This is a genomic window from Acinetobacter sp. YH12231, assembly GCF_013417755.1.
In the GTDB taxonomy this organism is placed as follows: Bacteria; Pseudomonadota; Gammaproteobacteria; order Pseudomonadales; family Moraxellaceae; genus Acinetobacter; species Acinetobacter amyesii.
The window spans coordinates 13,295-35,616 of sequence record NZ_VPDJ01000028.1; the positions used below are offsets into that span (position 1 = coordinate 13,295).

20 protein-coding genes and 6 tRNA genes are annotated in these 22,322 nt (G+C 41.5%); 18 read left to right on the plus strand and 8 right to left on the minus strand.

Features of this window, described 5'->3' with window-relative positions; all coding sequences use genetic code 11:
• Positions 1–117: 117 nt before the first annotated feature.
• The 3 genes from FTV11_RS14735 to FTV11_RS14745 all read left to right on the plus strand — a co-directional run bounded on the left by FTV11_RS14735 (position 118) and on the right by FTV11_RS14745 (position 2,521).
• Positions 118–843, plus strand: coding sequence for a CPBP family intramembrane glutamic endopeptidase (locus FTV11_RS14735; protein ID WP_180074275.1), 726 nt, complete (start codon positions 118–120; stop codon positions 841–843).
• 21 nt (positions 844–864) lie between these two features.
• Positions 865–1,383 (plus strand): DUF1543 domain-containing protein, encoded by a 519-nt coding sequence (locus FTV11_RS14740; protein ID WP_078194137.1) that lies wholly within the window; start codon positions 865–867, stop codon positions 1,381–1,383.
• A gap of 145 nt (positions 1,384–1,528) precedes the next feature.
• A complete protein-coding gene (locus tag FTV11_RS14745) occupies positions 1,529–2,521 on the plus strand; it encodes a DUF2804 domain-containing protein (RefSeq protein WP_180074277.1) in 993 nt (330 codons plus the stop codon).
• Positions 2,522–2,572: 51 nt separating this feature from the next.
• Here the strand turns inward: FTV11_RS14745 and FTV11_RS14750 are convergent, their stop codons facing one another.
• Complete coding sequence (locus FTV11_RS14750) at positions 2,573–3,448, minus strand: metal-dependent hydrolase (protein ID WP_078191325.1); 876 nt, start codon at positions 3,446–3,448, stop codon at positions 2,573–2,575.
• Between the two features lie 145 nt (positions 3,449–3,593).
• Here FTV11_RS14750 and FTV11_RS14755 point away from each other — a divergent pair, with 145 nt between their 5' ends.
• Positions 3,594–4,622 carry an AraC family transcriptional regulator gene (locus FTV11_RS14755; RefSeq protein WP_180074279.1) on the plus strand — a complete coding sequence of 343 codons (1,029 nt, stop codon included), beginning with the start codon at positions 3,594–3,596 and terminating at the stop codon, positions 4,620–4,622.
• An 84-nt stretch (positions 4,623–4,706) separates the two neighbouring features.
• On the opposite strand, the gene FTV11_RS14760 is transcribed toward FTV11_RS14755, so the two are convergent.
• Entirely contained in the window at positions 4,707–6,041 is a 1,335-nt protein-coding gene (locus FTV11_RS14760) for a Na+/H+ antiporter NhaC family protein (protein ID WP_180074281.1), read from the minus strand.
• A gap of 363 nt (positions 6,042–6,404) precedes the next feature.
• On the opposite strand from FTV11_RS14760, the gene trpA reads away from it, so the two are divergent.
• Genes trpA through FTV11_RS14780 form a run of 4 tightly spaced genes read left to right on the plus strand, consistent with a single transcriptional unit; the run spans position 6,405 to position 10,355 of the window.
• Positions 6,405–7,208, plus strand: a complete 804-nt coding sequence (gene trpA, locus FTV11_RS14765) for a tryptophan synthase subunit alpha (RefSeq protein WP_078194133.1) — start codon at positions 6,405–6,407, stop codon at positions 7,206–7,208.
• Positions 7,205–8,101 (plus strand): acetyl-CoA carboxylase, carboxyltransferase subunit beta, encoded by an 897-nt coding sequence (gene accD / locus FTV11_RS14770; RefSeq protein WP_180005414.1) that lies wholly within the window; start codon positions 7,205–7,207, stop codon positions 8,099–8,101. Before trpA ends, accD begins: the two co-directional genes overlap by 4 nt.
• The gene (gene folC, locus FTV11_RS14775; RefSeq protein WP_180074283.1) at positions 8,098–9,381 is read left to right on the plus strand and encodes a bifunctional tetrahydrofolate synthase/dihydrofolate synthase; all 1,284 of its coding nucleotides are present in this window, start codon (positions 8,098–8,100) and stop codon (positions 9,379–9,381) included. The genes accD and folC overlap by 4 nt, the downstream gene beginning before the upstream one ends.
• Positions 9,378–10,355, plus strand: coding sequence for an SPOR domain-containing protein (locus tag FTV11_RS14780; protein WP_078191218.1), 978 nt, complete (start codon positions 9,378–9,380; stop codon positions 10,353–10,355). Before folC ends, FTV11_RS14780 begins: the two co-directional genes overlap by 4 nt.
• Before the next feature lie 20 nt (positions 10,356–10,375).
• Here FTV11_RS14780 and FTV11_RS14785 read toward each other — a convergent pair whose 3' ends face one another.
• The 3 genes from FTV11_RS14785 to FTV11_RS14795 all read right to left on the minus strand — a co-directional run bounded on the left by FTV11_RS14785 (position 10,376) and on the right by FTV11_RS14795 (position 12,722).
• The gene (locus FTV11_RS14785; RefSeq protein ID WP_180074286.1) at positions 10,376–10,975 is read right to left on the minus strand and encodes a dual specificity protein phosphatase family protein; all 600 of its coding nucleotides are present in this window, start codon (positions 10,973–10,975) and stop codon (positions 10,376–10,378) included.
• On the minus strand, positions 10,965–11,792 hold the full coding sequence (locus FTV11_RS14790; protein WP_180074288.1) for an MBL fold metallo-hydrolase: 828 nt from the start codon (positions 11,790–11,792) through the stop codon (positions 10,965–10,967). Before FTV11_RS14790 ends, FTV11_RS14785 begins: the two co-directional genes overlap by 11 nt.
• A 294-nt stretch (positions 11,793–12,086) precedes the next feature.
• The gene (locus tag FTV11_RS14795; RefSeq protein ID WP_180074291.1) at positions 12,087–12,722 is read right to left on the minus strand and encodes a peroxiredoxin; all 636 of its coding nucleotides are present in this window, start codon (positions 12,720–12,722) and stop codon (positions 12,087–12,089) included.
• Positions 12,723–13,059: 337 nt separating this feature from the next.
• Between FTV11_RS14795 and secA the strand changes: the two genes are divergently transcribed.
• The 10 genes from secA (at position 13,060) to FTV11_RS14845 (ending at position 19,711) form a co-directional block, all read left to right on the plus strand.
• Positions 13,060–15,783, plus strand: coding sequence for a preprotein translocase subunit SecA (gene secA, locus FTV11_RS14800; protein ID WP_180074293.1), 2,724 nt, complete (start codon positions 13,060–13,062; stop codon positions 15,781–15,783).
• A gap of 144 nt (positions 15,784–15,927) precedes the next feature.
• Complete coding sequence (locus tag FTV11_RS14805; protein WP_180055834.1) at positions 15,928–16,284, plus strand: hypothetical protein; 357 nt, start codon at positions 15,928–15,930, stop codon at positions 16,282–16,284.
• A gap of 160 nt (positions 16,285–16,444) precedes the next feature.
• A complete protein-coding gene (gene argJ, locus FTV11_RS14810) occupies positions 16,445–17,665 on the plus strand; it encodes a bifunctional glutamate N-acetyltransferase/amino-acid acetyltransferase ArgJ (protein ID WP_078194124.1) in 1,221 nt (406 codons plus the stop codon).
• A 150-nt stretch (positions 17,666–17,815) separates the two neighbouring features.
• Entirely contained in the window at positions 17,816–18,883 is a 1,068-nt protein-coding gene (gene nadA, locus FTV11_RS14815) for a quinolinate synthase NadA (RefSeq protein WP_180074295.1), read from the plus strand.
• A gap of 154 nt (positions 18,884–19,037) precedes the next feature.
• Positions 19,038–19,114 (plus strand) — tRNA-Pro (locus FTV11_RS14820).
• A gap of 45 nt (positions 19,115–19,159) precedes the next feature.
• A tRNA-Arg gene (locus FTV11_RS14825) sits at positions 19,160–19,236 on the plus strand.
• A 44-nt stretch (positions 19,237–19,280) separates the two neighbouring features.
• Positions 19,281–19,356 (plus strand) — tRNA-His (locus FTV11_RS14830).
• A 3-nt stretch (positions 19,357–19,359) separates the two neighbouring features.
• Positions 19,360–19,436 (plus strand) — tRNA-Pro (locus tag FTV11_RS14835).
• 105 nt (positions 19,437–19,541) lie between these two features.
• Positions 19,542–19,617: transfer RNA gene (locus tag FTV11_RS14840), tRNA-His, on the plus strand.
• A gap of 17 nt (positions 19,618–19,634) precedes the next feature.
• Positions 19,635–19,711: transfer RNA gene (locus FTV11_RS14845), tRNA-Pro, on the plus strand.
• Positions 19,712–19,825: 114 nt separating this feature from the next.
• Here FTV11_RS14845 and FTV11_RS14850 read toward each other — a convergent pair.
• Genes FTV11_RS14850 through FTV11_RS14860 form a run of 3 tightly spaced genes read right to left on the minus strand, consistent with a single transcriptional unit; the run spans position 19,826 to position 22,028 of the window.
• Complete coding sequence (locus tag FTV11_RS14850) at positions 19,826–20,305, minus strand: OmpA family protein (protein WP_180074297.1); 480 nt, start codon at positions 20,303–20,305, stop codon at positions 19,826–19,828.
• Between the two features lie 8 nt (positions 20,306–20,313).
• Complete coding sequence (locus FTV11_RS14855; protein WP_180074306.1) at positions 20,314–21,531, minus strand: diguanylate cyclase domain-containing protein; 1,218 nt, start codon at positions 21,529–21,531, stop codon at positions 20,314–20,316.
• The gene (locus FTV11_RS14860) at positions 21,528–22,028 is read right to left on the minus strand and encodes a YfiR family protein (RefSeq protein ID WP_180074308.1); all 501 of its coding nucleotides are present in this window, start codon (positions 22,026–22,028) and stop codon (positions 21,528–21,530) included. The genes FTV11_RS14855 and FTV11_RS14860 overlap by 4 nt, the downstream gene beginning before the upstream one ends.
• Positions 22,029–22,322 lie beyond the last annotated feature (294 nt).

Genomic DNA, 22,322 nt, shown 5'->3' on the forward strand with positions numbered 1-22,322 from the left:
TTTTTTCTTGCTGAAAATTTTATTGAGGCAAATCACTATAAAATAAATGCAGAATAAAAGTGTGAAATAAATCACAATACTGTGGAAATTTTATTGCTTTAGAAAGACTTTATAACAATGACATTTACCCAATTGGTTCGTGCAGAATCCTTTCCCACCCATATTTCTTGGCAATGGCGTGATACTTTTGCGCTGTGTATTCTTCCGCTGATCTTGCTCAACAGTTATGTCTTAGACCAATTTTTTGGTGTTTCAGCTCAGGTTGCTTTGGGTGATTCGATCTTTCGCGGTATTTTATTTATTGCCGTGTGTTGGCTCTATAAAACGATGCTGTATACGCACTGGCAAAAGTATAAACAGGCCTTTTGGCGTTCAAGCCTGTTGGTGGTTGTTGGTGCAGTCGCTTTACAAGTGGTGATTTCTTTTACACGCAGTCTGTTGCCCGTCGGTGAGAGCATTGAAAAAGAATCGACCATTGATCCCAATACGATTGCGTTTTTTAGCTTGCTGATCATCAGCCTTGGGCCATTATTTACCGCTTTGCTTGAAGATATTATTTTCCGCTATACCTTGCTGCAAAAGCTATTTATACAGCCTTGGCTGTGGCGAGTGATATTGGTATTACTGAACTCAATTTTATTTGGCTTGATTCATTATCATAATTTCGATGGCGATTTGATTGCGACCATCAGTTTTATGATTGCAGGTCTATTTCTCAACCTCATCTATTTGTGGACGAGAAATATTTGGCATGTCTTACTCATTCATTTCGTCAACAATGCAGTACTCTCTTTAGGCAGCGTGATTTTGTTGAAATTACTTCAGCCCTATGTGGGTAGTTGAAGTCAAAAATAGGGGGAGATCGTGTCCAGTTTATTTATGGTGATGCTCGGCGGACGCCATCCAAGAGCAAATATCGAAGTGCATGATGTCATTCTTGCAGTGGGTAACGCATTAGAAGAGGTTTATCCACAACTGAGAACGGCATGGTTTGGTGAGCAAAAAGGCTTACATATTGATGCTTGGGCACAGGTACATACAGTCAGCACTGAAAATCGGCATTATCGTATCCAATTTTGTGATGCCGCGCCCCGAGCTGAAGATGAAAAATTATGGCTGATTAATCTCGGGGGATATGATGCCCGCGAATTTGGTGAATTACATCGTTATGTTTTGGTGACGGGACAAAATGCCAGCGTTGCAAAACAACGGGGCAAGGCTTTTTTTGAGTCACATTGGCAAAAACAACATACCGACCGAACCCTAGATGTTGATGATTGTATTGCGATTGATCATGTCTATGGGCGCTATATCGAATTGGTTGAAACCCCGCATAGCCAGCAAAATTCATGGAAAAATGATTACATCTTAATAAATGAATAATTGTGATGATTAAGAGCTGAAATGTCAGCTTTTATATTTTTTTGTGATATTCGCCTGAAATCAGATGGATTGTCTTTTCAGGCGTTAAATAATAGGCATAATAACATTCAGGATTTAGACCTTAAACCTCAATGGAATGGCGTATATGGATTTAATACGGCCGAATGGACAGCCGCATTATGGGCGTTTTAGTGAACTTCCCAATCGCATCGATTTAAGTAAGTATGAATATAAGACACCGTATGGAAAACGACTTCAAGGTTGGCGTAAGCGTTTAAAATATAAAAAATTTAAATTTTGTTGTATTCAGCATGAACATTATACGATTGGTCTAGCGATCGCCGATATCGCGTGGGCGGGGCACGGTTTTGTCTATGTGTATGATCATATTTCGAATGAAGTATTGGAATGGAATTCGATTAATTTCCTGTCACGTAATACCGTTTTAGATGAACAACCTTTATTTAATCAGAGTCATTTTATTAAGTCAGGGATTCAACTGGACATTCAGCATGCCAATGGTGTGCGATACATTCAAATGTCGAAACATGGTGAACTCAAACTGAGTGCCCGAGTGTTTTGTGCGGGGACTGATCCGCTGAGTATGTGTAGCCCTACAGGGATTAATGGTTGGACCTATACTCAAAAACTAACGACGTTAGGCTGTGAAGGTTTCTTTATCAATAAACAAGGCAAGACCATTCAATTTCATGACCGGACATTGGTGTCTTTAGATGATACCTGTGGTTTTCTTCGTCCTGAAACCGCATGGTTTTGGCTGTCGTGTAACTTTTGGGATAGTCAAAATCGACGCGTTGGGATCAATCTTGCCTCTGGTGTAAATGAAAGCTTTGGCAATGAAAATTGCCTGTGGGTCAATGGACATTTGTATGCCATGTCTGATGTGCTGTTTCAGCAACAAGGCGATAATCAATGGAATATTAGCTCATTAGACAACAGCTTAAATTTGATCGTCAGCACAGGTTGGCGGCGCTATGAAAACCTGAATTTAAGATTGGTCGGTAGTCAGTTCAGTCAATGGCAGGCAAAAATTAGCGGTACAATTCAACGTGATGACGAAGAAATTGTATTCTTAAATGAATATGGTTTACTTGAGCAGCACTATGCCAAATGGTAAGTCTAAGCCTATAAAAAAGCCGCAATCGATGCGGCTTTTTTTATTCAATTTTTATTTTGCAGCTTGCCAAAACACTTCAGCTGCTTGTATCGGATCATTGGTTTCTTCATAAGTTTTTAACCAGAGATCATAATTTTGCACAATGGGATGCTGACTCGGATGGAAGTCTTTTTTAAACCAATCTCGATATGGTTTGCTCATACGGGTGAGGGTGCCATTTTTACCAAAGAACCACGGTAAGCCTTTCATATTTAATTTTAAACGTTCAGTGAAACTGAAGCCGTCATGTTTCAGCATCACATTGGCACGGTATAAGGTAAAGCCGAGCATCAATCCACTGGTCCAGACCAGAGTGAATTTCTTTAAATTTTCATCGACCTTCGCCACATCTTTCATCACATCAAAAGCCACATCGCGATGTTCCATTTCTTCTATCGCATGCCAAATAAATAATGCACGGACATAAGGATGCGCAGATTCTAAGACGGACTTTTGGCTACAGAACGTTTCAGCCATCAGCGCAGTTAAATGCTCGGCGGAAGCCGTCATGGCAATGTTGTATTCTGGTGAGCGCTTGCTCAGTTCAAATTTAAAAATTTTATTCAGACGTTTAATGAACGCATCGACAGGCATGCCTTGTTGTTTCATCAACATATTCATTTTGTCATGCGCCATACCGTGCTGCGCTTCTTGACGAATAAAGTCAGCGACACGTTGTTGTAAATCAGGGTCTTGAATTTGACTGCGGAACAGACGTACAGATTCAATAAAATAGCGCTCGCCATCAGGAAAGGTCAGGCTCAAGGCATCAAACATACGTGTTAAAAAGGGGTCTCCGCCAAACCAATAGCGCGGGATTTCTTCTAACTTAAAATTTAGCTTTGTGCGAACAATGGGTTCGACTTGATATTTGACGATAGCATTCATGATATTTTTTCTGTGCGAGTCGTATTGATTGCAGTATGTCGGAGAAATTGCACTTTGTTTTGACAGATATTGCCAATTTTTATACATTTTACGCCATGAAGAAAATATAAAATGTCAGAATTGGCAGGTCAGAAAGAGGGGCGAGATGGCTGAAATTCAGATCCCAAATGGTTACTTCCAACTATGGAATATGGTCTTACTTGAGCGTGAATTAAACTATACACAGCTCGAATGGATTGCGCCGTATGCTGCGCAAATTCAGCATGTGCTGTCTTTGCCGATCGACTCTCAATCGCCGAATTCTTTTTTTAACAGCATCATGCAACTGACTCAGCAGCATCTGGATTGTCCGCAATTGGTTTTTGAAATGGCCAAGTATATTCGTGCGGAGCATTTTGGGGTGTTAGGCTATATGGCGACACTGAGTAATAGCGTTGCAGATGCTTTGCAATATGTGATGCGATTTAGTCGTTTGGTGATTGATGGGGCGCAAATTGTGCCAATGAATATGAGCCATCAAGATCATCAAATTATTCTGTCTTGGCCACAGCATGATGATGAATATGCTTTGGTGAATGAGTTGACCATGGCCTGTATGGCACATTTGGCCAAGCAAATTTTTCCAGATTCTTTAAAGTTACTCCGCATTCATTTTGCCCATGCGCCGCGGATGGCACGTTATCACTATGAAAAGTTTTATGGCTGCCAAATGGAATTTTCGACCCTTAAATATTCATTTGTGATTCATGCAGACAGTTTGGATTTAAAGTCAGAACTTGCTGACCCATCGCTGATGCAATTGTTATTACGTCAGGCCGAAGAGGCGATCGCCGCGCGTCCGCAACATGCAGATCCAATTCTACAGATGCAACAATGCATCGCAGATTATCTCAAATTACAACAGCAAGCCCCTAAAATAGAGTGGTTAGCAGAAGAGTTACATCTGTCAGTGAGAACCCTGCAACGACAGCTACAGGAGAAAGACACCTCGTTTAAACGACTTTTGGAGATTGAACGGATGAAACGCTGTGAATATCTACTTTCACAACAAACCCATTTGACAGATATCGCTTTACAGCTAGGTTATTCAGATCAGTCTGCTTTGGCACGTGCTTTTAAGGCATATAGCGGAGAGACATTATTAGCGCGAAAAAAAGCCTTGAGATTAGAATAAAACTTGCAGATTGCTCGTTAAGAAAAGCCTTTCAAACAACATTAAAAAAAGCGGTCAAACGACCGCTTTTCTTTAAAGCCAAACTTATGCCGCAGCTTTTAATTTTGGATACCGAAGTAAAATGGCAAGGATGGCAAAGATTGCCAAGACCCAACAGTAATACACACTACCAATCAGTTCCACAGGCGAAAGTTTTGCGATCGAACAAGCCAGTAACAGCTGTGCACCATAAGGAATGAGACCTTGGACTACGCAAGAGAAAATATCCAAGAGCGCAGCAGCACGTTTAGGGTCTACACCATATTCTTTGGCGACTTCACGTGCCATGTCACCAGATAAAATAATTGCGACAGTGTTATTTGCTACAAATAGGTTGGAGAAAATCACCAAGAAACTGATACCAATTTCACCTGCGCGTTCAGCACCAACTTTAAAGCAGCGTGTCATGCTGTAAATACGTTGAATCAGCCATTCTAAACCGCCTTCTTTTTGCATAATGGCAGAAATACCACCCAAGAAAATAGAAAGCAGGGCAACTTCAAACATGCCGGTAAAGCCGTCATAAATAGAATTATTTAAGCTTAAAAAATTAAATTCAGGTTGAATCACCAAACCAATCAAACCAGACAGTAAGACACCAATAGTCAGCACAGCAAGCACGTGCAAACGTGAAAAGGCCAAAATAAATACGGCTAAATACGGCAGGATTAGCCACGCATTATAAGCTTTGTGTTCAATCGCTTGTGAACCTTGACTCATAATTAAATAGATACAAATGCTAACGATCGATGCAGGAATAGCAATCCAGACATTGACCTTAAATTTATCGCGAAGTTGAACTTTTTGACTGTTCGTTGCAGCAATGGTGGTATCTGAAATCATCGACAGATTATCACCAAACATAGCACCACCGACCACAGCACCAATGGCATACACCACTTCAATTTCTGTGACTTGTGTAAAACCAAAGGCAATTGGCGCGCAGGCTGCAATGGTGCCCATGGAGGTTCCCATCGCTGTGGCAATAAAGGCCGCAATAATAAACAGCATAGGCAGCACGAACTCAGACGCAATTACCGATAGTCCGAATTGCACTGTTGCATCAACACTACCGATGGCACTGCTGACACTGGCAAAAGCACCAGCGAGCATAAAGACCATGAACATTAAGATCAAATTCGGGTGGCTGGCACCTTTCATAAATGTGTCAATCGCGTCATTGATCTTGCCGCGATAGAGCAAAATTGCCAATACAATTGCAGGAAGAGCAGCGACTGGGGCTTTCACTTGATAGAACGCAAACTCAGTTCCAATGATGGAATGGTAAATACCACTGCCCAAAAAAATGGTCAGAAAAACAATAAGCGGGAGCAGTGCAAATGCCCGAGCAGGCACTTTCACTTGTGAATCGGAGGACATAGGAGATAAAAAAATAAAAGTATGCGGCTAGTATAAAGCAGGTTTTGCAATTTAAGGAAAATTAAAATGTAAATGCTAAGCCTGTTATTTTTAACATTTTTTTGATGATAAAATTAAGTTAGTCTAAAACCTTATAATTTTGCCAGATCCTAAAATTAGGCATCTTTGATCATTGTGAAAAAAACTGAAATATCGGTAAATGATGCTTTCGGGTTGTTCTGGAAAATTATGTTTGCATGAGAAATGCCGACTGAGGATTGTATACCCTGTTCAATGGGTAAAAAATAGCGTTACAATGCGATGTCTTGTATTTCGACAAAACCCACATCATAGTTTTGATTCATTCAAGGAAAGTATAACCCTATGTCACGTTTAGCCACTCGATTTGGAACGCTTAAATCTCAACAGCGTAAGGCCTTGGTTTCTTATGTTATGGCTGGTGACCCTCATCCACAAGTAACGGTACCTTTGTTACATCAAATGGTTGAGGCAGGTGTAGATGTGATCGAATTGGGTCTTCCATTTTCAGACCCAATGGCGGATGGTCCTGTTATTGCACTTGCCGCTGAGCGTGCGCTTGCTGGGGGAACCAATACTCTAGATGCCTTGAACATGGTGAAAGAGTTCCGTAAAAACGATACAGAAACACCAGTAGTACTGATGGGCTATTTAAACCCTGTTGAAGTAATCGGCTATGAAAAGTTTGTTGCCTATGCACATGAATGCGGTGTAGATGGCGTGCTCTTGGTGGACCTTCCACCAGAAGAAGCAAAAGATCTAGATGCAGTATTGAAAAAATACGACATGGATCAAATCTTTTTACTTGCGCCAACATCCACTGATGAACGTATTCAGCATGTGGTGAAACAAGCCAGTGGATTTATCTACTATGTTTCTTTGAAAGGTGTGACAGGTGCAGCGACTTTAGACGTTGCTGAAGCTGCGGCACGTATTCAAAAAATCAAATCGTATACTCAGGTACCTGTCGGCGTTGGCTTTGGTATTAGTGATGCAGCATCGGCGAAAGCCATGGGTGTGGCTGCAGATGCGGTGATTGTAGGTAGTGCTTTTGTTAAACAATTTGCAAACTTAGCGCCAGAACAAGCTGTAATCGAAACAGTGAATAAAGTGAAGGAGCTTCGAGCTGCGCTCGATGAGTTAGTATGAGTCAAGACGCAAAAACAGGCAAAATTCTGAGCGCATCTACGCCATGGACAGAGCGTGCGGTACCAGGTATTCATGTACCTGATGAACAGCAAGCATTAAAGGCGACATTTACTGAGCCGACGATTGAATGTCCTGAGTGTCATGCACTTGTGACTCGTACTGCAATGTCATTTAATGCCTACGTTTGTCCGCAGTGTGATGAACACTTGCGAATGAAAGCGCGTGATCGTTTGAACTGGTTCTTTGACCAAGTACAAAAAGAATTGGGTCAAGAATTTAAAGCCAAAGATCCACTTAAATTTGTAGATAGCAAAGCGTATCCAGACCGTATGTCTGAAGCGCAGAAGAAAACCGGTGAAACAGAAGCTTTAGTGGTGATGCAAGGAACGCTGAAAGGCATTCCAATGATTGCAACCGCATTTGAATTTGATTTCATGGGCGGTTCAATGGGCACTGTGGTTGGTGACCGTTTTGTTCAAGCGGCTGAACTTGCGATTAAAGCAAAACAACCGCTTATTTGCTTCGCTGCCTCTGGCGGTGCACGTATGCAAGAAGGCATGTTGTCACTCATGCAAATGGCGCGTACTTCTGCTGCCATCCAAAAAATGAAAGATGCTGGCTTGCCTTATCTAGTGGTGCTGACACATCCAGTCTATGGTGGTGTGACTGCATCATTGGCAATGCTCGGTGATGTTCACTTGGCTGAACCGAAAGCCATGATTGGTTTTGCTGGTAAGCGTGTGATTGAGCAAACTGTACGTGAAAAATTGGAAGAACCGTTCCAACGTGCAGAATACTTGCTTGATCATGGTGTAGTCGATCAAATTGTCCACCGTCATGCATTACGTGATACAGTTTATCGTATTGTAGCGAAATTGATGAACTTGCCTTGAACACAGCACCACTTGCAACTGATTCTTTAAACACATGGCTCGATTATTGGAGCCATGTTCATGTTACGGGTATTGATTTAGGACTGGAGCGGGTAATTCCTGTTGCGGAACGACTAGGTGTAACCCAGCCTGATGCGAAAGTGCTGACGGTCGCGGGAACAAACGGTAAAGGTTCAACCACGACCACTTTGGCTGCAATTTTAAATGCCCAAGGGTATAACGTGGGGCTCTACCAATCACCGCATATCTATCGATTCAATGAACGTGTAAAGCTTCAAGGTGTTGAAGTGGCTGACAAAACCCTGATTGATGCTTTTGTAGCTGTTGATCAGGCGCGTCGTGAATGTGAATTAAGTTTATCTTTTTTTGAAGCGACCACTTTGGCCGCTTTTGTTATTTTTAAACAGCAACATTGCGATGTATGGGTACTTGAAGTAGGTCTCGGTGGTCGACTTGATGTGGTCAATGTCGTCGATCCAGATGTTGCAGTGATTACCAATATTGGTTTAGACCATACCGATTGGTTGGGCGACACCATTGAAAAAATTGCTTTTGAGAAAGCAGGAATTATTCGTCCAAATATTCCCGTAATTTTTGGTGGGCAGCAAGTTTTGCCTGAAGCCATTCGTCAAAAAGCAGAAGATTGCCAAGCCGCTTTACATGTACTCAATCGTGATTATTTTTATCAGTACAGTGATGACGGACAATCTTGGATGTTTGCTTCATCAGGTACAACTTTAAAACTACCCGTGGGTTCTTTGGCGCTCGAAAATATCTCTACGGCTGTAGCGGCAATCTTGGCCAGTGGTTTGGTGGTCTCTCAGCAGTCGATCGCTCAGGGGATTATCAATGCCAAGTTACAAGGTCGTTTTGAAGTTAGAGAAATTGCAGGAAAAACGGTGATTTTCGATGCGGGACATAACCCGCATGGTGTTGAATTTTTGTTAAAGCAATTGCGAAATTTCCTCCAGTACAATAAACAATACACAGAAGTGATCAGCGTTTTCTCCATGCTGACTGATAAAGACATAAATTCTGTCGTTAACTTATTGAAAGATACGGTAAGAATGTGGAAAATTGCACAATTAAATGTGCCACGTGCGGCATCTATCACACAATTGGATAGCGCACTGCAGCATCAAGTCGTAGAACATTATGACAATGTGCAATTAGCTTTTAAGTCCGCGCTGGAAGAAACAAAGAATAATCAGCTGATTCTGGTATGTGGTTCATTTCATACCTTAGAAGCGGTATGGGAGTATCTGGAAGAATGTCAATGAATAACAAACAACGCTGGATGGGTGGTGTTGTTTTATTAGGTGGTGGTGTACTGCTGGCCGCACTTTTACTTAAAGGCAAAGAAGAAATACATCAAAATCAAAGCCAAACCCCTGAAATGGCTCAAGTTGAGCAACAAGGTCAGGGTGCGGGTAAAATGTCATCATTGACTGTTGATGTTGAAACTGAAAAGCGTTTGCTCGAAGAACAACGACGTACCCGTGAAAAATCGGTTGCGGAGCAAGAAGCACGTGCAGCAGAATTTTTAGCGATGCAACAACAAGCGGAGGCTGATGCAGCACGTAAAGCAGCAGAAGAATATGCGGCTTTAAACGCACATCGTTCAGCTCAACAAAGTTCGGATAATATTCCTCCCGAATTGGTTGAAGATGAAAAAGCAAAGCAAAAGCGTTTAGCTGAGGATAAGTTGGCGGCTCAAAAAAAGTTAGAGACTCAGTCGGCGCAGCAAAAGGCTGATCAGGCACGTATCGCAGCAGATAAACAAAAAGCCGAAGCAAAACGTAAAGCGGATGCTCAAAAAGAAGCTGAACGTAAAGCACATGCTGAAGCTGAGAAAAAAGCAGCAGATAAGAAAGCAGCCGAAGCGAAGCAACAAGCTGAAGAAAAGCGTAAAGCCGAAGAAAAACATAAGGCAGAAGAAAAGCGTAAAGCAGAAGCCAAGAAAAAAGCTGAAGCTGAAAAAGCACGTGATCTGTTGGAAAATGGCGATAAGCAATGGATGGTGCAAGTTGCACTGGCTGCTAATGAAGCCAATGCAGATGCTGTTGCTGCAAAATTACGTGCAAAAGGCTATAAAGTGACGAAGAGTCCTACATCTAAAGGCATTCGTATTATGGTCGGCCCTTCGAAGGACCGTGATGCTGCGGACGCAACACGTAAAAAGATCAATTCAGATGCAAGTTTGAATATGAAATCGGCGTGGGTGATTGATTGGGTACCACTCGATAAACGCTAAGTTTATTTGAGGAATGACTTTTAATAAGATGGATTCAGTAGTTGCTGCTGAATCCATTTTACATTTTCAGGGCTGAATAATCGGTCGATATTTTTCCAAATAGGGTGGAAGCCATAACCACCTTGTTTCATTTCACGTTTTGCTTCCTCAATGGACCAATGCTGAAAAATAATACGGTACATGGCCACACTCGCTCCTGTACGGTCTGAGCCGTGGTAGCAATGGATTAATACTTTTTGCTGCTGTTGTTCAGCTTCTTTTATGGTTTTCATCACCGCCAGTAAATCTTCACGATCGATTTGCCACGTGTGTATCGGAATATGTGCAAATTTAATCTTTTGTGTATCAATAGTATTTTTTAAGCGTTCTGGGTTATGGTGCCGTGAACGTAAATTTATGATCACATCGATGTGCTGTTCTCGTAGAACAGGGGCGAGATCTGCATCAGGTTGTTCACTGCGAAATACTGTTGGGCTGATTTGATAAAAATTATGCTGTTGATGAACGACTTTGCCCCAATGCTGAGGACGTTCATTTAACGGTAATGGATTTGATGTCATGCAACCCGTGAAGCTGAAGCTAACACTGAGTAGGATCATTGGTAGGATTTTAGCGGTCATAGCTTGTATTCTGATAGCGAGCGAATTCGAATGGGTCATGTGCACAGATGAGATCGATGTCCGGATGCTGCGCTAACTGCTGAATCTTATGAAGTGTGTGCAGTCGCTGTGTATTGTCGGTGGCAAATAAACGTTCAAGCTGATTTAAGGCCCGCGAATGAAAATTTGGATTTAATTGATGATGTGAGTAATAAGCATCGCCACAATATAACAACCAGCGATGGTTATTTTTTATTGCAATACCGGCATGACCCGCGGTATGTCCCAAAAGCGGGAGCATTAAAATGTCATCTTGAAAAATAGATAGACCGGCAGTGTGCTCTAAGTTAAACCATGCTTGCGTCCCGATGCTTTCGATAAAATTCCAATAACGATGCAGTTGGAATTGCTGTGGTCGATAGCGCAGTCGTGATTTTAAGCTATGAAGGTTTTGAGTGGCATTATATTCACTGGCTAAGACATGCACGGTCGCCTGCGGAAAATCAGAGATCCCGCCAGCATGATCAAAATCTAAGTGTGACAACAAAATGTGTTGAACATCTTGAGCCTTAAAGCCTAATTTTTGAATTTGATGAGTCGCACTCAGTTGCGGATTAAATTTGATCTGCGCTGTGCGTGAAATAAACCGACCTAAACGATTTTGTGGATGTAAATAATCTTGTAAGCCCAGTCCTGTATCGACTAAGACGAGCCCTTTATCGGTTTCAATGAGCAGGCAATGACAGACCAAATGTGCGCGAAAGCCTTTCTGTCCAAATAAAGGGGCACACGTTGGACAAAAACTACCACAATGTAAATGATGAATTTGATGAATCACGGTTTGTTATTTTCAAGTTTTTATTAGTTATAACGGAATTGTGATGTTTAACCAATCTAATCCCTGAGAGGAATTTGTAATCAAAAAAAGCTCATCCGGAGATGAGCAGGTTGGAGAATGCCAGAACGGGCTCGTCATTCGTTCTGAAGGGGGAAAACTATATTAACTATGGTTATGATACTTAGTTTGCTTAGGTGCTGCGCTTAAAAATAGTTAAATTTGTACCTTCGCTTTGGTCACTCACAGCAGAGCTTCTTATCTTGCGCTCGGACAGCGTAATGCTCCGTTTTATCCTCACTTAGGTTGAGGCGTTAAACGAAGGTAAGGCGTAACTGCGTTATATCCTTGAGGAAAGCGTTGTTTGATTTCCTCTTCATCTTTTAATGACGGCACAATCACAACATCTTCACCTTGTTGCCAGTTGGCCGGTGTTGCAACTTTATGGTTGTCTGTCAGTTGCAAAGAGTCAATGATACGTAAAATTTCATGGAAGTTACGCCCTGTAGATGCAGGATAAGTAATGATTAAACGGACTTTTTTATTTGGATCGATGATCACCAAAGAGCGAACAGTTAATGTTTCGCTGGCATTGGGGTGAATGAAATCATAAAGGGTGGACACTTTACGGTCTTTGTCTGCAATGATCGGGAAGTTGACCGTGGTATTTTGAGTATTATTAATGTCGTTAATCCAACCATGATGCGACTCAACATCATCAACAGACAGGGCAATGGCCTTGACACCACGTTTGCTAAATTCATCTTTTAGTTTTGCGGTAAATCCAAGTTCTGTGGTGCAGACTGGGGTGTAATCGGCAGGATGCGAAAATAAAATGCCCCAACTGTCACCTAAAAAGTCATAAAAATGAATGCTGCCTTCGCTTGAGTCTTGAGTAAAGTCTGGTGCAGTATCACCTAAACGAATCGTCATGGAATATCCCCGTATTTATTGAATTTGTTTAACTTGAAAATAAATATGAAGGATTTTTTTTATGATTAAAAATAGTGTTTTTTCATTTCTTTATGAATATATTTCATATAAAACAGTTTTATTGGGGGATAAATGCGAAATATCTCACGACAGAGTCACTATGTTGTCTGCAGAAAATTTGTTACATTAGCTTGCCTTAAGTCTCCGGGGCTAGAACCCGAGCGCAGAATATTTAAGGGGATTTTTGTGCAAAACCCTTGTACTTCGAATTTCTAGCACCATAATAACGACTAAGAAAATATATTCATTTGACAAGCAAGATTTAGAGAGTCTATTCATGTTGGCAAGTCTGATCGGAGGAATCTTCGGTACCAAAAATGAGCGCGAACTCAAACGCATGCGTAAAATCGTAGAGAAGATTAATGCGCTCGAGCCGACGATATCTGTTCTAAGCGATGCAGACTTATCTGCAAAAACTGAAGAATTCAAAGAACGTTATAAAAAAGGCGACAGCCTTGATAAATTATTACCTGAAGCGTTTGCTGTTTGTCGTGAAGCTGCGAAGCGTGTCATGGGCATGCGTCATTATGACGTACAGCTGATTGGTGGTATTACCTTGCATGAAGGTAAGATCGCAGAGATGCGTACCGGTGAAGGTAAAACCCTCATGGGAACGCTTGCTTGTTACCTCAATGCGATTAGTGGTGAAGGTGTTCACGTGATTACGGTGAACGACTATCTCGCACAGCGTGATGCTGAATTAAACCGTCCATTATTCGAATTTTTAGGTTTAAGCATTGGGATTATTTACTCAATGCAAGACTCAACTGAAAAAGCTCAAGCGTATCGAGCTGACATTACTTACGGTACCAACAACGAATTCGGTTTCGATTACTTGCGTGACAACATGGTGTTTTCTGCTGCTGAGAAAAAACAGCGCAGCTTAACCTATGCCATCATCGATGAGGTCGATTCGATCCTGATTGATGAAGCGCGTACACCGTTGATCATTTCTGGTCAATCAGAAGATTCATCTCAGTTGTATGCTGCCATTAACAGCATTCCACCAAAACTTCATGCACAAAAAGAAGAGAAGGTACCAGATGGTGGTCACTTCTGGATTGACGAAAAACAGCGCTCTGTAGAAATGACCGAAGTCGGTTATGAAACTGTTGAAGCTGAATTGATTCAAATGGGCTTGCTTGCTGAAGGTGAAAGTCTATATTCATCTGCTAATTTAAACTTGGTGCACCATGTTTCTGCGGCCATTCGTGCGCATTACCTATACCAACGCAACGTGCATTACATCATCCACGAAGGTGAAGTGATCATTGTCGATGAAAACACTGGTCGTACCATGCCGGGTCGCCGTTGGTCAGAAGGTTTGCATCAAGCAGTGGAAGCAAAAGAAGGTTTGGAAATTCAACCTGAAAACCAAACTTTAGCAACTACAACATTCCAGAACTATTTCCGTCTATACAAAAAATTATCAGGGATGACGGGTACTGCAGATACTGAAGCTGCAGAGATGAAAGAAATTTATGGCTTGGATGTTGTACTTATTCCAACCCATCGCCCGATGATTCGTAATGACCAAAACGATTTAATCTATTTAAACCGTGAAGGTAAATACAACGCCATCATTCAAGAAATTCAACGTGTTCATGAAGCGGGTGTTGCACCGATCCTGATTGGTACAGCAACCATTGAAGCCTCTGAAATTTTATCAGATAAGCTGAAAGAAGCTGGTATTCAACATGAAGTACTTAATGCGAAACAACATGAGCGCGAAGCGGATATTATTGCGCAAGCGGGTTCACCTCGTGCAGTAACCATTGCGACTAACATGGCTGGTCGTGGTACTGATATTCTGTTAGGTGGTAACTGGAAAGCGTTGCTGGCGAAGATTGAAGAGCCGACTGAAGCAGATGAAGCACGTTTGAAAGCAGAGTGGGAACAAAATCATGAAATGGTGCTGAACTCTGGTGGTTTACACATCATTGGTTCAGAACGTCATGAATCTCGTCGTATCGATAACCAGTTACGTGGTCGTGCGGGCCGTCAAGGTGACCCAGGTGTGTCACGTTTCTACTTGTCGCTTGAAGATGACTTGATGCGTATCTTCGCAGGTGATCGCGTAGTTGCAATGATGCGTGCCATGGGTCTGAAAGAAGATGAAGCCATTGAGCATAAAATGGTGTCACGCTCGATTGAAAATGCACAACGTAAAGTTGAAGCACGTAACTTCGATATTCGTAAAAATTTATTGAAATACGATGACGTAAACAACGAACAACGTAAGATTATTTACTCTCAGCGTGATGAAATTCTTGTTGAACCGTCTTTACAAGATTACATCGAAACGATGATTCAGGATGTGACTAAAGGCATGATCGAAATATATATTCCACCTGAGTCTATTCACGATCAGTGGGATATAGAAGGTCTTGAAAAGGCGCTACGTGAAGATCTATCGATTGAACTGCCAATTTCGCAGTGGTTAGAGCAAGATCGTCGTTTGGATGAAGAAGCTTTGGTTGAACGTATTACTGATGAAGTTCTTCAGCACTACCGTTCACGTCGTACGCAAATGGGTGACGAAACGGCTGCAATGCTCGAACGTCACTTTATGTTGAATTCATTGGACCGCCATTGGAAAGAGCATTTGGCAGCAATGGATTACTTACGTCAAGGGATTCATTTACGTGGTTATGCGCAGAAAAATCCTGAGCAAGAATACAAAAAAGAAGCCTTTAATTTATTTGTAAACATGCTCGCTGTGATTAAGTCCGATGTCGTGACAGATTTATCTCGTATCCATGTGCCTACAGCCGAAGAACTTGCAGAAATGGAAGCTCAAAAACAGGCTCAAGCTGAATCAATGAATCTTCAGCTGTCACACAACGACTTTGATAATTTGTTGGCTGAAGCCAATGGTAATGATGTTATCGATGCGCAATACACACCTGCAGAGCAAGTGATTGTTCCGCCAGAAAGTCGTAACTCACCGTGCCCATGTGGTTCAGGTCTAAAATATAAACAATGTCACGGTAAAATTTAAACAGCATTGTTTAATTTCAAATAAATCAGAGCCATCGCGCTCTGATTTTTTATTTACTCAGCTGATCTGACCTGAATAGTATTTGCAGTGCAGCGGATTAAATGTTATTTAGTTTCTATCAATAACCGTAAGACGGAAAAGACAATGAAAAAAGTACTAAAACCGTTCATGATTGCTGCTTTGGCTTTGCCAACTTTCACCTTTGCAAACGCTCCTCAGACGACTTCTGTAGAGAAAGTTCAACAAGCAGTTGGTCCAACAACAACTCAAGTACAGATTGGTACTGACGGTCAAGTGACTGTAGCAAGCCCGCGTACGGGTATTCGTTATACCTTTGCCAATCCAAATCGTCCAATCGTATTGCAAACTGCAAAAATTGCAGCAGCCAATGCGGCGAATGCTGACCGTATTGTGGCTGAAAACCCAGCCCTTTCTGCTGCGAGTCAACAAAAAGCGAAACAAGTGCTTCTTGATGAAGCAACTCAGCTTGCGCGTAACTAATTTACGACGAACAGCGATAAAGACCAGTCGAAAGGCTGGTTTTTTTATGTGCAAAAGAAATCCACAATAAAATTACAGCAAAACCGTGCTTCTGCTCGATTTTTTATAGATTTTGCACTAAGCTGTATTTTTTATAACTCATATAGTTGGACGTTGAAAAATGGCAGTTGGTGACGTATCTATGCCACAGATGCATGTGGTGAAAGGTGTAAAAATCGGTTCGGCTGAAGCGTATGTGCGCTATCAGAACCGACGTGACCTTGTCATTTTTGAATTTGCTGAAGGTTCTAATGTCGCAGGCGTTTTTACTCAAAATGCATTTTGTGCAGCACCGGTCCATATTTCGAAAGCGCACTTATTAGCAGGTAATCCACGTTATTTAGTGATTAACACCGGAAATGCCAATGCCGGTACTGGCAAAATCGGCATGGCAAATGCTGAGGCGACGTGTGCGAAACTGGCAGAACTGGCAGGTGTTCAAAATACAGAAGTTCTTCCATTTTCAACAGGTGTAATTGGTGAGCAATTACCTATTGATCGTTTGGTTCAAGGCTTGCAACCGGCATTAGACAGTTTGCAAGAAGACGCTTGGTTGGAAGCGGCAACGGGCATTATGACCACAGATACCACACCTAAAGGTGCATCTGAACAATTTGAGTTAGATGGCGTCCTGTATACCATGACAGGTATTTCTAAAGGCGCAGGCATGATTCGTCCAAATATGGCGACCATGTTGAGTTATGTGGCGACTGATGCACCCATTAGCCGTGAGCTGGTGCAACAGCTTTTGAAAACTACAGTTAACCTGTCGTTTAACCGTATTACGGTGGATGGTGATACCTCAACGAATGACTCATGTATTTTGATTGCAACGGGCCAAGCTGGTGGCGTAGAAATTACTTCAGAATCAGATTCACGTTATGCTGCTGTTTTAGACGTGTTAACACGTGTAATGAAACGTCTTGCACAGCTCATTGTCCGTGATGGTGAAGGTGCGACGAAGTTTATTACTGTGGCGGTAGAAGGCGGTGCAGATACTCAAGAATGTTGTGATATTGCTTATAGCATTGCACATTCACCGTTGGTTAAAACTGCAATCTTCGCATCAGATCCAAACTGGGGCCGTATTTTGGCAGCTATTGGTTATGCAGGTGTGCCAAACTTAGATGTTGAAAAAATTCAGGTCTGGTTAGGTGATGTTCAAATCTGTAAAGACGGTGGTGCCGCAGCAGATTATACCGAAGCAGCAGGGGCTGCAGAGATGGAGAAATCTGAGATCACGATCCGTGTAGATTTAGGACGTGGCAGTGCGCGAGATACTGTGTATACCTGTGACCTGTCGTATGACTATGTTAAGATTAACGCAGATTACCGTTCATAAATTTGATGTTTTTGAAAAGCCTCCGTTGTGAGGCTTTTTTATAAGTGGAACTTTTTAATGACCGGTAAAAAATAGCCAAGTGTCATATTTATGGGTCAGTTGTGAAGCACCTGTGTAGTAGCAGGCATTAAGGATAGAGAAGACGTTGTGATGAATAATGCAAACAACTTAATTGCAAATGAAGCAAAATCAATTGTACAAGCGCATTTGGATCGTTTGGGCGATGTTAAAGAGCATCACTTAACGGAAGCTGCAAAGCTTGATAAGTTTGAATTAATTAAAGCGGAACTCAAAAAACGTAACGCTGTCCTTGTTGCACACTATTACTGTGATCCTGAAGTGCAGGAACTAGCAGAACTGACCGGTGGATGCGTTTCGGATTCACTTGAAATGGCACGTTTTGGTCGGGATCATGAAGCAACGACGTTGGTGGTTGCAGGGGTGAAATTCATGGGGGAGACCTCGAAGATTTTATCTCCTGAAAAAACTGTATTGATGCCAACCCTAGAAGCAACATGCTCACTTGATTTGGGTTGTCCTGTCGATGAATTTACCAAATTTTGTGATGCACATCCGGATCATACGGTTGTGGTATATGCCAATACCTCGGCGGCAGTGAAAGCGCGTGCAGATTGGGTGGTAACCTCGAGCTGTGCTGTTGAAATTGTTGAGCATTTAGATAGTTTAGGTGAAAAAATTATTTGGGCACCCGATCAGCATCTCGGTCGCTATATTCAAAAGAAAACCGGTGCAGACATGTTGCTATGGGATGGGGCATGTATTGTCCATGAAGAGTTCCGCGCACGTGGTATTGCTAATATGAAAGCGCTGTATCCTGATGCAGCAGTTTTGGTACATCCAGAGTCACCAGAGTCTGTGGTGGATATTGCAGATGCCGTCGGTAGCACCTCGCAATTGATCAAGGCTGCACAAACCTTGCCATACGAACGTTTAATCGTGGCAACAGATCGCGGTATTTTTTATAAAATGCAGCAAGCTGTGCCGAATAAAATTCTCATCGAAGCACCGACGGCAGGTGAGGGAGCGACTTGTCGTTCATGTGCGCATTGCCCTTGGATGGCGATGAATGAATTGGATGGCATTCTGGAAGTTTTACAAAAAGGCGATCAGGAAATTTTTGTAGATCCGGCATTGGCTGAGCGTGCTAAATTGCCTTTAGATCGGATGTTGAATTTCAGCGCCAGTTTAAAACGTTAATTTTTGCTTGAAAAATGATTAAAGTGCTTGATAAATAATCGCTTGAAATGATTTTTTATGTTTTTTTGAAGATAGGTGTTGACGTTAATCAACGTCACGCCTAGAATGCACACCGTACCGCACGATATGCGATACAGCGAAAGCTGAGATGAAACGGAGCATAGCACAGCCTGGTAGTGCACCTGGTTTGGGACCAGGGGGTCGTAGGTTCGAATCCTACTGCTCCGACCAATTTCTCAAGGCAAAAATCGCGTGATAGTCTATGTCATCGGTAATGCGCCTGTAGCTCAGTTGGATAGAGCATCCGCCTTCTAAGCGGATGGTCACAGGTTCGAATCCTGTCAGGCGCGCCATTTTAATGGTGTTCTGATACTAGAATCTGAAACTTGTTGTGATGGTGGATGTAGCTCAGTTGGTAGAGCCCCGGATTGTGATTCCGGTTGTCGTGGGTTCGAATCCCATCATTCACCCCAATTCGGAGCATAGCACAGCCTGGTAGTGCACCTGGTTTGGGACCAGGGGGTCGTAGGTTCGAATCCTACTGCTCCGACCATTTTCTTAAAGAAAACGGTCGATAAAAGATACCGCATACAGCGGTTTTTTTATGCCTGTAATTTAAAATGCGTTATATTGGTTATTCACAAGCAAGAACATGATGGTGGATGTAGCTCAGTTGGTAGAGCCCCGGATTGTGATTCCGGTTGTCGTGGGTTCGAATCCCATCATTCACCCCAACTTTTAAAGTTGAAAGCGGAGCATAGCACAGCCTGGTAGTGCACCTGGTTTGGGACCAGGGGGTCGTAGGTTCGAATCCTACTGCTCCGACCATTTATTTCAAAAACAATACTGTAAAAGATGCCGCATATAGCGGTTTTTTTATGCCTAAAATTTATAAACACAATAAAAAAGCCACCATAAGGTGGCTTTTTTATATTCTGCTATTTAGGGAATGATGGTGACATTTACGCGACGGTTGATGGCACGATTGGTCTCAGTGTCATTAGAGACCATCGGCTGTTCAGCACCACGGCCAATAATTTGAATATTTGAACTGTTATAACCTTGCTTTAAAAAGACGTTTGCGACGCTTTGCGCACGTTTTTCTGACAGTTGTTGGTTGTAATTGGCTTGTCCAACATTATCCGTATGACCAATAAACTTAATTTTGTTTAGGTCATATTTAATCAGTTGAGTGGCGAGGGTATTTAGTTTGCCTTCTTGGTGAGGTTGTATTTGATAATCATCAAAACCAAATAAAAGTCGTTCTGGTAGGGCAAGTGTCCAACCATCATTGGTCAAGACAAAACCTCCTTTTTTAAGCATACGTGCTTGTTTATAGCTTAAGTTACCTAAACTCATGCAGGCTGTCATAGTAGCCGTGAATGCAAGTATAAATAAAACTTTAAATGCGTTCTTTAACATAGCAAATCCTATGAGTTGGGGCGGTGTAGTGCAATGCACCAATGATTATTCGAAAGTTTAGCATCATACATCGCGCGTTCCGCATCTGCGATCAAATCTTCTGGCGATTTCGCATTTTGGATCAGTGCCACACCAACATTAGCTTGTAGTGCAATATTATGTTGCTCATAAACAAATGTGGAACCATAGCATTCATGTATTTTGTGACAAAAGACTTCGAGTTCTGTCAGGAAATTTACACGATTGATAATAATTGCAAATTCATCACCACCGAGTCGCGCAACGAAAGCATCATCTGGCAGTGCTTGTTTTAAACAATGTGATGAGGCACGCAGTACTGCATCCCCAGCTAAGTGACCATATTGGTCATTCACATGTTTAAAGTTTTCAATATCGACAAAGAACACGGCAGCGTTCGCTTGTAAGTCAAATAGCTCAAACAGCTTTTCATAAAAATAATTGCGATTTGGTAATTGGGTTAATGCATCATGACGTGCTAGATGAATTAGCTCGTCATTTTCTGAAATTAAGTTTTTATTTGACTGTTCAATTTCACTAAGTAAACCATTAAAGGCGGTACTGAGTGCGTGTAATTCTTGAATATCAGAGTTTGAAACCCGCATTTTATAATCTTTCTTAATACTAATGGTTTGAGCTGATTCAACAATAGAGCGAACGGATTGCATTAAGTATTGATAAACAGAATTAACCGACCAAAACACGGTAGCCAATAAAAGTATAAAACCTAAAAATAAACCCAATAAAATTTTATGGAAGAAACTAACTAAATCTGAAGAGTTACCATATACGACCAGTTCGCCGTAACTTTTCTGATCATGATGAATATCTAAACGAATCGGTTGGCTAAAGAAGAAATAATCTAAAATCGCTTGGCTAGAAAATGTTGAAATTTCTTGTTGCTCAGCATGTGCAAGTGACGCTTTTTGATGGTTGGTAATTTCAATAGAGCGAATAGGATACAGTTGAGTGTATTCATTTAAAATTTGACGCATCGTTGTTTGGTCATTAAAGACCACAGCGGGTTGAACACGTTCGTTTATCGCATTTGATAAAATCGTTAAGCTGTTTTTTGCATAGGTATGCATAGTATAAGTGGAAATCACCAAAAAAATCGCAGAACAAATCGTAAAAGTTAAAGCAAAGATAGTGAGCTGCGAACGCGTAAATAATTGGTGTAATGTAATTGGATTATAGAGTTGTTTCATTCAGCTGACTCCGATGACTTCGCCAGTAATAAAACGCGTGGATCAATATGTATTTGTGACTGCGTTAAGCTTTCCATATTAACTTTAAACGAATAGCTCTGATTTTTTTTATACAAACAAAATGCACTGCCAGACTCACACTCACTATTGTTACTACTTAGAGAGAGGGCGGGGAAATTAACATGGTTGTTTAAAATACTTTGTTCTTCTTTTGCTGATAGATTGGAAAAAAATAAAACTTGGCAATGACTAGATTTGATGTCATTCACATTGATGGCTGTAATTTTATAAGTGCTGTGGGTTGGCGCAAGTTTTTTAAAATCATTGACTAAACTTGAATTATTAATCACGCAAAATTTGGGTGAAGCGGTTTCCCACTTGGCATAACTCAAAATAGAGAAAGTGGTTGTGAAAATATTTGCTGTGGGAGCTGCATATAATAAGGGTGAAATGGAGCACGCCATTATTAAATAGGCAGTTTTTTTAAAAACAACCATACGAAATCAAAAATGTCTTAAATTAAATGGAATGAAAATTGGGTGTATATACGTTTTATTATATGAAATAGGGCGTATATAGCCCAATAATAATACAAAAGAATGTTTATGTGTTTAAAAAAGCGACATGCGTAAAATAAATCATAAAAAAGGTATTGCAACGGTCCTGAAATGCTGTAGAATGCACATCCATCGGCGGTGATGAAGATTAAAACTTCTGATAAAACAATGACTTGGTTGAATTGATTGAGTTGGGTTTTATTTGATAAGTTTAAAAATAATTTGAATTACTGG